Genomic DNA, 13146 nt, shown 5'->3' with positions numbered 1-13146 from the left:
ACCGGCGCTCAGACCACCTGGTGCAGCCACCGCACCGGCGCGCCCTCTCCCGCGTACCGGAAGGGCTCCAGCTCGTCGTCCCAGGGCTTGCCCAGCAGCCGGGAGATCTCCGCCTCCAGGTCGCTCTCGCCGCGCGTGGAACGCGCCATGGCGGCCCGCAGTCTGTCCTCGGGGATCAGGATGTCGCCGTGCATGCCGGTGACGGCGTGGAAGATGCCCAACTCCGGCGTGGAGCTGTACCGCTCGCCCTCGGCCGAGGGGCAGGGCTCCGCCGTGACCTCGAAGCGCAGCAGGTGCCAGCCCCGCAGCGCCGAGGCCAGCTTGGACGCCGTGCCGGGGTCGCCCTGCCAGGAGAACTCGGCGCGCCATGTGCCGGGCGAGGCGGGCTGTCTGATCCAGTCGAGGCTGACGCGGGCGCCGAGCACTCCCGCCACGGCCCATTCGACGTGCGGGCACAGCGCGCGGGGCGCGGAGTGCACGTACAGAACTCCACGTGTCGTCACCGGGACCTCCAGTGCGGTTCGAGGGCCACGACTCCTTCGGTGGCCTCGACTACCTGCCGGTCACGCGCCGGTACAGCGCCTGACTTCCTGCACCATCGGTCACTTCACCGTCAGTGGCCGAGGTTACGAACAGTAAACACCATGGCGATCAATTCTCCCCGAAAGGGACATGAAGTGACGCGAGGTAATATTTTGTCCTTGCAGTGCGCCCCCATTGCATCGTGAGCCACGGGGCAAAGCTATCGTGCGCCGGACGGCTGCGGGTGACGGACCGTCCGATGCACGCTGAGACGGTGGGGTACCAGATGCGGCAGAGCGGACAGAAACCCCGGAACGGTCAGGGGACGCGGCGTGTGCGCACCGCCGCGATCGGCGCTTTTCTCGCGCTCGTGACCGGCGGACTGGTGCTCGCGGTGGCATGCGGTGACCCCACCGGGGGCAGCGGAAGCGAGCGTCCGGACGCACCGCGCACGAGCGGTTCCGCACGCCCCTCCGCCTCGCCTTCCCCCTCTCCGACGCCCCGGTGGGACCGCAGTCCGGACTCCCTCGCCGCGGTCGGCGACTCCATCACCCGCGGATTCGACGCCTGTTCGCTGCTGGCCGACTGCACGCGTGCGTCCTGGGCCACGGGAACGAAGAAGGGCGTGCACAGTCTCGCGCAGCGGCTGCTGTCCGACCCGGCGGGGCAGAGCTGGAATTACGCGGTCAGCGGGGCCGTCATGGCGGATCTGCGCGGCCAGTTGACGCGCGCCGCGAGCCACAGCCCGGACATGGTGACCGTGCTCAGCGGGGCGAACGACGCCTGCCGGTCCTCTGTTTCGCGGATGACGCCGGTCGAGGTCTACCGCGACGAGTTCCGGCAGGCGCTGCGCGCGCTGCGGAGTGAACAGCCGAAGACCTTCGTGTACGTCTCCAGCATCCCGGACCTGAAACGGCTGTGGCAGCAGGGGCGGAACAACCCGACGGCGGAGCGGGTCTGGCAGTTGGGCATCTGTCCGTCCATGCTGCACAACGCGCGCTCCGACAGTCCGGCCGACCAGCAGCGGCGCGACGAGGTGCAGGACCGGGTGGTGGCCTACAACAAGGTGCTGGCGCAGGAGTGCGCGAAGGACAAGCGCTGCCGCCACGACCGGGGCGCCGTCTTCGACTACCGCTTCACAGAGGCGGAACTGAGCAAGTGGGACTGGTTCCACCCGAGCCAGCAGGGCCAGCGCAAGCTGGCCCAGCTGGCCCACAGCCGGATCACCGCACGGTGAGGGTGGCGGTCACCCGCGGCCCGTCCACGGAACGGGCCGCCTCCACCGTGTAGTTGCCGCCGACGAGGCGCCAGCCGCCGGTGCCGCCGTGCAGCGACTCGTCCCAGATCTCGGCCGCGCGGCGCGGGACGCGGACCTCCACGGTCGCCGTCTCGCCGGGCGCCGCCTCCACCGGGGCGAAACCCGCAAGCCAGCGTGCGGGCCGCTCGGGTGACGGCCTGTCGGCCGGGCCGCCATTCTGCGGGTCGCCGTGCTGCACGCCGTCCTGCGGGGCGAGGTAGATCTGTACGACCTCTCGGCCCGTGCGCGCGCCCGTGTTGCGTACCCGCACAGTGACCGTGGCCAGTTCACCGCCGCCCGGGGCCGCCGGGGTGACGGCCGTCTCCTCGTACTCCCAGTCGGTGTAGCCGAGCCCGTGTCCGAAGGGGTACGCGGGCTCGGTGCCGGCACGCTGCCAGGCGCGGTAGCCGACGAAGACGTCCTCGGTGTACGGCAGTTCACCGTCCTGCGGGACGACCTGCCGTACGGGCGCGTCCTCCAGTGCGGCCGGCCAGGTGGTGGGCAGCCGTCCGCCCGGTTCGTGGTCGCCCAGCAGTACGTCGGCGAGGGCCGAGCCCGCCTGTTCGCCGGGGAACCAGCCGAGCAGGACTGCGGCCACGTCGTCGCGCCACGGCATCTGCACGGGTGCGCCCGCGTTGACGATGACGACGGTGCGCGGGTTGGCCGCGGCCACGGCACGGACCAGGTCGTCCTGGCGGCCCGGCAGGGCGAGGCTCGTCCTGTCGAAGCCCTCGCTCTCCACCCGTTCCGTGGTCGCGACCACGACGACGGCCGCCTCCGCCGCGCTTGCGGCGGATGCCGCCTCGGCGATGAGGTCGTCCGGGTCGCGGCGCGGGTCGAGGTGGGTGAGGGCGCACAGTACGGCGGGAAGCGGCAGTGCCTCGGACTTCACGACGGTGTACGTGAGGGAGACCGATACCGGTTCGCCTGCGGACAGTTCGGCGGTGCCGCGTTCCACGGGGGTTCCGAAGAACGCCTCGAACGGGTCGCCGGAGTCCAGGCCCTGATTGCCGTCGAACAGCTGCCGCCCGGCCACCTCCAGCCGGAACGCGCCGACGCCGCGGGTGCCGAAGTGGTGGGTGCCGGACTCGCGCGGGGTGAAACTGCCGGTGATCTCGACGGTGTGCAGCGCGTCGTAGTCGACGCCTTCCGGGAGGTCGCCCAGCCACTGCACCTGACCGCTGGGCAGCGGTTCGCCTCCCAACTCGCGTCCCTCCGCGTCACGGCAGACGGCGCGCAGGGTGAAACTGTCGCCGGCGACGACCAGTTCGTCGTTCGGGTCGGCACCCACCGCGTACGTGAGGCCGGGCAGTCGCTCCCGCAGCCCCTCCAGGGGCGAGACGACGTGCGCGGGGAACACGGTCGCCGAACCGCCGCCGAGCACGCGTGCGTCCCGCGCGGCGGCGCCGAGGAGGGCGACCCGTGTGTCGCGGCGCAGCGGGAGGACGGGCTCCTCGTGCGGTGCCGGGGCACCATCGCGCACAGCACCGTTCTGCACGGCCGCGGTCCGTACGGCGGCGTTGCGTACGAGGACGAACGAGCGGCGGGCGATCTCGCGGGCCACCGTCTTGCCGTCCTCCGGGGCGGGACGGCGGTCGGCGGGGACGGCGGGCTCGACACCGTCCAGCAGTCCGACCCGGGCGGCGAGCAGCAGGACGCGCCGTACGGCAGCGTCGACGTCGCGCTCGTCGGCACGTCCCTCGCGCACGGCGGTGGCCAGGGCGGGCCCGTAGACGGTGCGGGGGCCGGGCATGGCGATGTCCAGGCCGCCGGCGAGGGCCCGTTCGGTGTCCCGGGCCGCCATCCAGTCGGACACGTTGATGCCGTCGAAGCCCCATTCGCCGCGCAGCACGTCCTGTACGAGGTGCCGGTGCTCGGTCATGGTCGGCCCGTTGACGGAGTTGTACGCCGTCATCACGCCCCACGGGTGCGCGGTCTCGTTGATCATCTCGAACGGGCGGAGGTACAGCTCGCGCAGCGCGCGGTCGCTCACCTTGTTGTCGACGGTGAACCGGTCGGTCTCCGCGTCGTTGGCGACGAAGTGCTTCACCGTCGTGCCGACGCCGCCCTCTTGTACGCCCCGGACGTAGCCGGCGCCGATGGCCCCGGTCAGCAGCGGGTCCTCGCTGTACGCCTCGAAGTGCCGTCCGCCCAGCGGCGACCGGTGCAGATTGACCGTCGGCGCGAGCAGCACGTGGACGCCCTTGCGGTGCGCCTCGCGGGCGAGCGCGTGGCCGGCGCGGCGGGCGAGCTCCGGGTCCCAAGTGGCCGCGAGCGCCGTCGGGGACGGCAGGGCGAGGGAGGGGTCTGCCGCGGTCCAGCGGACGCCGCGTACGCCGATGGGCCCGTCGGACATCACCATGGCCCCCAGGCCGATCTCCGGCAGGGGCGGGAGTGTCCACATGTCGCGGCCGGACAGCAGGCGTGCCTTGGCGTCCAGATCGAGCTTCGCGAGAAGGGCGTCGACAGCGGAGGCGTGGGGCGGCTCGGTCATACGGTGCTGCCTTTCTGAAGAGGCTCCCGGAAGATCCGAGCCTACGGGCCGACGCAGACCCATTGACGCGCCACGCAGCACCTCAATACATTCACGCCAGCATTTCGAACGTGATCCGAAATCTCGAACAGTGGGAGAGGCAACTGCCGTGCGCATCACCGGAATCAGCACCCACGTCGTCGGAACTCCGTGGCGCAACCTCACCTACGTCCAAGTGCACACCGACGAAGGGCTCACCGGTGTCGGCGAGACCCGCATGCTGGGCCACACCGACGCGCTGGTCGGCTATCTGCGGGAGGCGGAGGCCAACCATCTGGCGGGCTCCGACCCGTTCGCCGTCGAGGACCTGGTACGCAGGATGAAGTACGGCGACTACGGACGCGCGGGCGAGATCGTGATGTCCGGCATCGCCTGTGTGGAGATGGCCTGTTGGGACATCAAGGGCAAGGCCCTGGGGGTGCCGGTCTGGCAGCTGCTGGGCGGCAAGGTCACCGACCGGGTGAAGGCGTACGCGAACGGCTGGTACACCACGGAGCGCACTCCGGACGCGTACCACAAGGCGGCCCGGACGGTGATCGAGCGCGGCTACCGCGCCCTGAAGATCGACCCGTTCGGCACCGGGCACTTCGAACTCGACCACGCGGCCACCCGGTACGCGGTCTCGCTGATCGAGGCCGTACGGGACGCGATCGGCCCGGAGACGGAGCTGATGCTGGAGATGCACGGGCGGTTCAGCCCGTCCACGGCGGTGCGGCTGGCGAAGGAGCTGGCGCCCTTCCGGCCCGCGTGGCTGGAGGAGCCGGTGCCGCCGGAGAACCTCAAGGCTCTGAAGACCGTGGCGGACAAGGTGGATCTGCCCGTCGCCACGGGTGAACGCATCCACGACCGGATCGAGTTCCGCGAGCTGTTCGAGGACCGCTCCGTCGACATCGTGCAGCCGGACGTCGGCCACCTCGGCGGCATTCTGGAGACCCGCAAACTGGCGGCGACGGCGGAGACCCACTACGTGATGGTCGCGCCGCACAACGTCGGCGGCTCCGTGCTCACGGCCGCGTCCCTGCAACTCGCGGGCTGCACCCCCAACTTCAAGATCCTGGAGCACTTCAACGACTTCGCCGACGCGGAGATCAAGAAGGTCGTCAAGGGCGCTCCGCAGGTCGTCGACGGGTACTTCGAACTGCCCACGGCGCCGGGTCTCGGGGTCGAGCTGGACACCGACGCGGCGGCAGAATTCCCCCAGCAGCAGGCCCGGTTCGACCTGTGGGCCGAGGGCTGGGAGAAGAGGGAGCCCGCGGGCGCGGACGGCGCGGGCGGCGCCCGGTGAAGGGAGCAGCGGTGCAGGAGTGGTCACGCGAGTCCGGGGGACGGCCGTCGCACGAGCCGGCATTGGAACAGGTTCCGGTGGACAGGCCCGAGCGGGCGCGGGCGGTGGTCGTCGACAAGCCCGGCGCGCACCGGCTCGTCAGCGGCGCCCGTGCGCGCCCCGGCCCGGGCGAGGTGCGGATCGCCGTGTACGCGGCGGGAATCTGCGCCAGCGACCGCGAGGTGTACGACGGGACGCGGCCGGCCGGCTACGTGCGCTACCCCGTCACCCCGGGCCACGAGTGGTCCGGCACCGTCGACGCCGTCGGTGAGGGAGTGGACAGCGAACTGATCGGCCGGAAGGCCGTCGCGGAGGGCTTCCGTGCCTGTCTGCGCTGCGAACGCTGCCGTGAGGGGCAGACCAGTCTGTGCGAGAGCGGCTACGAGGAGACCGGGTTCACCCTTCCGGGCGGCTTCGCCGACGCGCTCGTACTGCCGGCCCGGCTGCTCCATCTGCTGCCCGACGACGCCGACTTGCGGGCTGCGGCCCTGCTGGAGCCGGCCGCCGTGGTGGCCGCCGCCGTCCTCGCGGGCGCGCCGCGGGCCGGTGACCGGGTGGCGGTGGTCGGCGCGGGGACGCTCGGACTGCTGGCGGTCCAGCTGCTGGCCGCGTACTCGCCGGCCGAGCTGCTCGTGACCGATCCGCGGGTGCGCCGTGGGGAGCTCGCCCTGGAGATGGGCGCGAGCCGTGCGCTGACTCCCGGGGAGTGCGCCGACGAGGGCGGATACGACCTCGTGGTGGAGACCGCCGGCGCGGCCACGACTGCCAACGACGCGTGTGCGCTGGCGCGTCGGGGCGGGCGCGTGGTGCTCACCGGCATGTTCGAGCCCGGTGCGCAGGGCATGGACCCGGTGCGGCTCGCCGTGAGCCAGCTGACCGTGCAGTCGGTGTTCGGGGCACCCTCCGCAGCCTGGGCGTACGCCGTGCGGGCGTTCGGGGCGGGGATCCTCACGCCGGGAGCGCTCGTCACCCACGAGTTTCCGCTGGAGAGCTTCGGCGAGGCGATCGCGCTCGTCGGGTCGGGCGAACCCGCGGTCGGCAAGGTGCTGTTGAGGCCCTGACGGCGGTGGGCCGGGGGCGGGCGGTCCGGTTTCCCGCGCCCCAGCCGGCCGCCGCACCTGACAACCGCCGAACCGGACGACCCGGTGGCGGCCGCTGTGCCTGACGCCTCCGCGGAGCCCTGTCCCACCCCGGCTCCCTCCTCACTCCAACCAACACAGGAGTCCCGTGTCTTCCTCCTTCCGCCGTCCCGGTGCCGATACGCTCGCCGCCCTCGGCCACGAAACCCCCGCACTCGATCCCGCCGACGCCTCGCCGCACGCCTTCCCCGACGGCGGGACGTGGCGTACGGAGATCCCCTCCTGCGAGGGGCCCGAAGTGCTCGCCACCGTGCTCAAGGAGTCCGAGGCGCTCGGCGTACCGGTGCACCGCATCAGCCAGGGCAGCGGTGTGTGGATGCTGACCGACGCCGAGATCACCGAGATGGTGGACGCCTGCGCCGAACGGAACATCGAGCTCTGCCTGTTCACCGGTCCGCGCGGCACATGGGACATCGGTTCCGCCACCCGTACGGACTCCGGCGGCGGCGGTCTGCGCGCCCGCGGGCACGACGCCGTGGCGGGCTGCGTCGAGGACGCCGTACGTGCCACAGGGCTCGGTGTGCGATGCCTGCTGGTGGCAGACGAGGGCGTGCTGTGGACGCTGCACAGGATGCGCGCGCAGGGTCTGCTGCCGGCCGGCACGACGCTCAAGGTGTCCGCGCTCATCGGGCCCGTGAACCCCGTCTCCTTCAGCGTCCACGAGCAGTTGGGCGCCGACTCCCTCAACATCCCCTCCGACCTGACCCTGGACCATCTGACGGAGATCCGCAGGGTCAGCCGCGCCCCCATGGACTTCTACCTGGAGGCGCCCGACGACCTCGGCGGCTACGTCCGCATGTACGACGCCGCCGAGATCATCCGCCGGGGTGCGCCCGTCTATCTGAAGTTCGGCCTCAGCAAGGCGCCCGGCATCTATCCGTACGGCGCACAACTGCGCGACGCCGCCCTGGACTCCGCGCGCGAACGTGTGCGCCGCGGACGGCTCGCCCTCGACCTGCTGGCCCGGCTCGGCGCCGACGGCGGCATGTCACCGCTCGGCTCCCGGCTGCCCGGCGAGCTCAAGCGCTTCCCTCTGCCCGAACTCCCCGACAGGAGCTGACCATTGTGCGCACCGGTCCGAGAACAACAGCTGCCCTAGCGGCTGCCGCCCTGCTGACGGCCTCGCTGGCCGCCTGCGGCCAGGAGGCCAAGGGCGGCAGCCGCTACAAGCCGGACGAGGGCAAGGGCGGGACCATCGGTCTCGCCATGCCCACCAAGTCCTCCGAACGCTGGATAGCCGACGGCAAGAACATGGCCGAACAGTTCGAGGCGAAGGGCTACAAGGCCGATCTGCAGTACGGCGACGACAAGGTGGAGAACCAGGTCGCCCAGATCGAGAACATGATTTCCAAGGGCCACCGGCTGCTCGTCGTCGCCGCCATCGACGGCCGCGCCCTCACCGACGTACTGCGCCGCGCCAAGGAGGCCGGGGTCCCCGTCATCTCCTACGACCGGCTGATCCTGGGCACCAAGAACGTCGACTACTACGCGTCGTTCGACAACGAGCGCGTCGGTGAACTGCAGGGCCAGTACATCGTCGACAAGCTGAAGCTGAAGGAGGGCGGCGACAAGAAGTACACCGCCGAACTGTTCGCCGGTTCTCCCGACGACAACAACACGCGGTACTTCTGGGACGGCGCGATGAAGGTGCTGCGCCCCTATCTGCGCGACGGCCAGCTGACCGTCCGCAGCAAGCAGACCAAGATGAACCAGGTCACCACGCTGCGCTGGGACGGCGGTACGGCGCAGAAGCGGATGGACGACCTGCTGAGCAAGAACTACGGGTCGGCCGACGTGGATGCCGTCCTGTCGCCGTACGACGGGATCTCCATCGGCGTCATCTCCGCGCTCAAGAGCGCCGGTTACGGCACGGCGGGCAAGCCGTACCCCGTCGTGACGGGACAGGACGCCGAACTGGCGTCGGTGAAATCCATTCTGCGCGGCCAGCAGACGCAGACCGTCTACAAGGACACCCGCAAGCTCGCCAAACAGGCCGTGCAGATGAGCGACGCCGTCATCACCGGCAAGAAGCCGGAAGTCAACGACACGAAGACGTACGACAACGGCGAACGTGTCGTCCCGTCGTACCTGCTGAAGCCGGTCAGCGTCGACAAGTCGAACACCCAGCGGCTCATCGACGACGGCTACTACAAGGCGGGACAGCTCAAGTGACGGGCCGCGAGGACATACCCGTTCTGGAGATGCGCGGCATCACCAAGACCTTCCCCGGCGTGATCGCGCTGTCCGGGGTGGACCTGACCGTGCGGCCCGGCGAGATCCACGCCGTGTGCGGGGAGAACGGCGCCGGAAAATCCACCCTGATGAAGGTCCTCAGCGGGGTGCATCCACACGGGAGTTACGAGGGCGAGATCCGCTTCGAGGGCGAACAGGCCGGCTTCCGGGACATCCGTGACGCCGAACGGCGCGGCATCGTCATCATCCACCAGGAGCTGGCGCTCATCCCCCAGCTGTCCCTCGCCGAGAACATCTTCCTCGGCAACGAGCACTCCTCCCGCGGGATCATCAGCTGGAACGAGACGCTCCGGAAGGCCGGTTCGCTGCTGCGCCGGGTCGGGCTCGACGACAAACCGCAGACCCGGGTCTCCGACATCGGCGTCGGCAAGCAGCAGCTCGTGGAGATCGCCAAGGCGCTGTCGAAGGAGGTGCGGCTGCTCATCCTGGACGAGCCCACCGCCGCGCTGAACGACGAGGACAGCCGCAATCTGCTCGCCCTCATCCGGGAACTGCGCGACCAGGGCATCGCCTGCATCGTCATCTCGCACAAGCTCCAGGAGATCCGGCAGGTGGCCGACACGGTGACCGTCCTGCGGGACGGCCGCACCATCGAGACGCTGACCGTACGGGAGAGCGCGGACGCGGAAGCGGAGATCTCCGAGGCCCGGCTCATCCGCGGCATGGTGGGGCGCGACCTCGACCACCGTTTCCCGCCGCGCACGCCGTACGCCGGGGACGACGCGGGGAAGACCGCGCTGGAGATCGCCGGCTGGACTGTGCACCATCCCGTGGACCAGCACCGCAAGGTCGTCGACGACGTGTCGCTGGACGTGCGGCGCGGCGAGATCGTGGGCATCGCGGGACTGATGGGCGCGGGCCGGACGGAGCTCGCCATGAGCGTGTTCGGCCGTTCGTACGGACGGTTCGCCGGCGGCACCGTCCGGGTGGACGGCCGGGAGGTGCTCACCCGTACCGTGTCGGAGGCGGTGGGGCACGGAATCGCGTACGTCACCGAGGACCGCAAGACATACGGCCTCAACCTCATCGACGACATCACCCGCAACATCTCGCTGGCCTCACTGCCGGGGCTGTCGCGGCGCGGCGTCGTCGACGAGCACGCGGAGCGGCAGGTCGCCGAGCGCTACCTGCGCTCGATGAACATCAAGGCGCCCACGGTGCGCGAACAGGTGGGCCGGCTCAGCGGCGGCAACCAGCAGAAGGTCGTGCTGTCCAAATGGCTGCACGCCGGCCCGGAGGTGCTGATCCTCGACGAGCCGACGCGGGGCATCGACGTCGGCGCGAAGTACGAGATCTACACCGTCATCGCCGACCTCGCCGCACAGGGCAAGGCTGTCGTCTTCATCTCGTCCGAACTGCCGGAACTGCTCGGCATGTGCGACCGCATCTTCACGATGGCGGCCGGCCGGCTGACCGGCGAACTGGATGCCGCCGGCGCCACGCAGGAGGCGCTGATGCGCCACATGACCATGGACACGCGCCACCCCAGCCCGAGAGCCGAGGCCCGACCATGACCGACGTCAACGAGAGAGCGGACGAGAGGACCGGAGTACGGGAGTCCGCCGGAGCGCTGCTGCTGCGGACACTGCGCACCAACACCCGGCAGTACGGCATGCTCGTCGCGCTCGCGCTCATCGTCGTGCTGTTCCAGATATGGACCGACGGGGCGCTGCTCCTGCCCAACAACGTGTCCAACATCGTCCAGCAGAACAGCTACATCCTGGTGCTGGCGATGGGCATGATGATGGTCATCATCGCGGGCCACATCGACCTGTCCGTCGGCTCGTTGGCGGCCTTCGTGGGCGCGGCGGCGGCCGTGATGATGGTGCGGCACGACATGCCGTGGGTGCTCGCGCTCGTGCTGTCGCTGCTGATCGGCGCGGTGGCCGGAGCGTGGCAGGGCTTCTGGATCGCGTACGTCGGCATCCCGTCCTTCATCGTCACCCTGGCCGGCATGCTGCTGTTCCGCGGCGCCACGCAGATCCTGCTGGAGGGGCAGTCCATCGCGCCCTTCCCGAAGGGTTTCCAGGACATCGCGCAGGGCTTCATCCCCGAGGTGGGCCCGTACACGCAGTACCACAACCCCACTCTGCTGATCGGCCTGCTGGTCATCGCCTTCGTGCTGTTCCAGGAATGGCGGGACAGGAGGCGGCAGTTGGCGTACGAGCTGGAGGTGCTGCCGCGCGGACTGTGGGCGATCAAGTGCGGTGCGATCGTCGCGGCCGTCGTCGCGTTCACCCTGACGCTGGCCAGCTACCACGGTGTCCCCGTGGTGCTGCTCATCATGTGCGCGCTGCTCATCGGCCTCGGCTTCATCATGCGGAACGCGGTCGTGGGCCGCCATGTGTACGCACTGGGCGGCAACAAGGCGGCGGCAAAACTGTCGGGCGTGAAGGACAGGCGTGTCACCTTCCTCGTGTTCGTGAACATGGGCGTGCTGGCGGCACTCGCGGGCTGCGTGTACGCGGCCCGGCTGAACGCGGGCACCCCGCAGGCCGGCATCAACTTCGAACTGGAGGCGATCGCCGCCGCGTTCATCGGCGGCGCCTCCATGAGCGGCGGCGTGGGCACGGTGCTGGGAGCCGTCATCGGCGGGCTGGTGCTCGGTGTGCTCAACAACGGCATGTCGCTGGTGGGCATCGGCACCGACTACCAGCAGGTCATCAAGGGCCTCGTCCTGCTCGCCGCGGTGGGCTTCGACGTGTGGAACAAGCGCAGAGCGGGCTCGTAGAGCCGCACGGCGCACATGTCGCACGGGTCCGGCTGTGCGAGAGAGCGAGTCTCCTGTGCCGGAACCGGTGCCAAGTCGCCGGTTCTGCGCCACAGTTGGATCCCATAACTTCAACACTTCCGCACAGAATGGATCTGATGCGATCATGACTGCAAAGAGACGCACAGTTCTGGCCGCCGCCGGCGCCTGGGGCACAGCCGGTGCCCTGGGCGTCGCGGCCGGTGGCGGTGCGGCACACGCCGCACCGCGCGCACGGAGAGGGCAGCATGAGGCCATGCAGGAACACTTCGGCACCCTGCCGGACGGCACCGCAGTCGAGCGGTGGACCGTCTCCAACGGTGGCACCAAGCTCCGTGTCCTGAGCTTCGGCGGTGCCGTGCAGTCCCTCGAAGTGCCCGACCGGCACGGCAGAACGGCGAACATCTCCCTCGGCTTCGACAACCTGGAGTCGTACGTCGCCGACGGTTCACACTTCGGCGCGCTCATCGGCCGGTACGGCAACCGCATCGCCAAGGGCCGCTTCACGCTGGACGGCACCACGTACCAACTGCCGCTCAACGACGGGCCGAACAGCCTGCACGGCGGCGACAAGGGCTTCGACCGGCTGGTGTGGGACGTCGAGTCCTTCGAGGACGGCAGGGACGTCGGCCTGACCCTGCGCCACGTCAGCGCGGACGGCGAGATGGGCTACCCCGGCAAGCTGACCACGCGGGTGGACTACACGCTGACCTCGGCCGGACGCCTGCGCATCGACTACACGGCGACCACCGACAAGCCCACCGTCGTGAACCTCACCAACCACACCTACTTCAACCTCGCGGGCGAGGGCAGCGGCGACGTGTACGACCACGTGCTGCAGATGGACGCCGCCCGCTACACGCCGGTCGACAAGACGCTCATCCCCACCGGCGAACTCGCCCCGGTCTCCCGCACGCCCTTCGACTTCCGGCGCGCCAAGACCGTCGGACGCGACATCCGCGTACCGCACGAGCAGGTGCTGTACGGACAGGGCATCGACCACAACTACGTGCTCGACAAGGGCATCACGCGGCACCCGGAACAGTTCGTCACGGTCACCGACCCCTCGTCGGGGCGCGTCATGCGCATCGCCACCACGGAGCCCGGCGTGCAGTTCTACACCGGCAACTTCCTCGACGGCACGGCCGAAGGCACCTCCGGCCGCGTCTACCGGCAGGGCGACGGCTTCTGCCTGGAGACCCAGCACTTCCCGGACTCGCCCAACCAGCCGGACTTCCCGTCGACCGTGCTGCGGCCCGGTGAGAAGTACCGCTCGTCGACCGTCCTGTCGTTCAGCACACGCTGACGGCACTGCCTGCACGCACCGGC

The 13146-nt window shown here is 70.2% G+C and carries 10 protein-coding genes; 8 read left to right on the top strand and 2 right to left on the bottom strand.

Going from position 1 to position 13146, the window contains the following annotated elements; genetic code table 11:
• Positions 1-8: 8 nt before the first annotated feature.
• Entirely contained in the window at positions 9-503 is a 495-nt protein-coding gene (locus AC3AGO_RS23680) for a DUF3145 domain-containing protein (protein WP_487822240.1), read from the bottom strand.
• 305 nt (positions 504-808) lie between these two features.
• Between AC3AGO_RS23680 and AC3AGO_RS23675 the strand changes: the two genes are divergently transcribed.
• A complete protein-coding gene (locus AC3AGO_RS23675) occupies positions 809-1759 on the top strand; it encodes an SGNH/GDSL hydrolase family protein (RefSeq protein WP_487824781.1) in 951 nt (316 codons plus the stop codon).
• Here the strand turns inward: AC3AGO_RS23675 and AC3AGO_RS23670 are convergent.
• Positions 1746-4313, bottom strand: coding sequence for a glycoside hydrolase family 3 protein (locus AC3AGO_RS23670; protein ID WP_487822239.1), 2568 nt, complete (start codon positions 4311-4313; stop codon positions 1746-1748). The two genes, AC3AGO_RS23675 and AC3AGO_RS23670, sit on opposite strands and share 14 nt — an antisense overlap.
• A 148-nt stretch (positions 4314-4461) precedes the next feature.
• Between AC3AGO_RS23670 and AC3AGO_RS23665 the strand changes: the two genes are divergently transcribed.
• The 7 genes from AC3AGO_RS23665 to AC3AGO_RS23635 all read left to right on the top strand — a co-directional run bounded on the left by AC3AGO_RS23665 (position 4462) and on the right by AC3AGO_RS23635 (position 13123).
• The gene (locus AC3AGO_RS23665) at positions 4462-5637 is read left to right on the top strand and encodes a mandelate racemase/muconate lactonizing enzyme family protein (protein ID WP_487822238.1); all 1176 of its coding nucleotides are present in this window, start codon (positions 4462-4464) and stop codon (positions 5635-5637) included.
• 62 nt (positions 5638-5699) lie between these two features.
• Positions 5700-6737, top strand: a complete 1038-nt coding sequence (locus tag AC3AGO_RS23660) for a zinc-dependent alcohol dehydrogenase (RefSeq protein ID WP_487822237.1) — start codon at positions 5700-5702, stop codon at positions 6735-6737.
• 166 nt (positions 6738-6903) lie between these two features.
• Complete coding sequence (locus tag AC3AGO_RS23655) at positions 6904-7875, top strand: hypothetical protein (RefSeq protein WP_487822236.1); 972 nt, start codon at positions 6904-6906, stop codon at positions 7873-7875.
• Positions 7876-7880: 5 nt separating this feature from the next.
• Complete coding sequence (gene chvE / locus AC3AGO_RS23650) at positions 7881-8987, top strand: multiple monosaccharide ABC transporter substrate-binding protein (protein ID WP_487822235.1); 1107 nt, start codon at positions 7881-7883, stop codon at positions 8985-8987.
• Complete coding sequence (gene mmsA, locus AC3AGO_RS23645) at positions 8984-10582, top strand: multiple monosaccharide ABC transporter ATP-binding protein (protein ID WP_487822234.1); 1599 nt, start codon at positions 8984-8986, stop codon at positions 10580-10582. Before chvE ends, mmsA begins: the two co-directional genes overlap by 4 nt.
• The gene (gene mmsB / locus AC3AGO_RS23640; protein WP_487822233.1) at positions 10579-11799 is read left to right on the top strand and encodes a multiple monosaccharide ABC transporter permease; all 1221 of its coding nucleotides are present in this window, start codon (positions 10579-10581) and stop codon (positions 11797-11799) included. Before mmsA ends, mmsB begins: the two co-directional genes overlap by 4 nt.
• A 145-nt stretch (positions 11800-11944) precedes the next feature.
• The gene (locus AC3AGO_RS23635; RefSeq protein ID WP_487822232.1) at positions 11945-13123 is read left to right on the top strand and encodes an aldose epimerase family protein; all 1179 of its coding nucleotides are present in this window, start codon (positions 11945-11947) and stop codon (positions 13121-13123) included.
• The last annotated feature ends 23 nt before the right edge of the window (positions 13124-13146 follow it).

The sequence above is a fragment of the Streptomyces sp. BL1 genome (assembly GCF_057628045.1).
This window is presented reverse-complemented; position numbering and strand designations above follow the sequence as displayed.

Coding starts and splice junctions, on each gene's coding strand:
- AC3AGO_RS23675 (WP_487824781.1), top strand. CDS start 809: ATGCGGCAGAGCGGACAGAAACCCCGGAACGGTCAGGGGACGCGGCGT.
- AC3AGO_RS23670 (WP_487822239.1), bottom strand. CDS start 4,313: ATGACCGAGCCGCCCCACGCCTCCGCTGTCGACGCCCTTCTCGCGAAG.
- mmsB (WP_487822233.1), top strand. CDS start 10,579: ATGACCGACGTCAACGAGAGAGCGGACGAGAGGACCGGAGTACGGGAG.
- AC3AGO_RS23635 (WP_487822232.1), top strand. CDS start 11,945: ATGACTGCAAAGAGACGCACAGTTCTGGCCGCCGCCGGCGCCTGGGGC.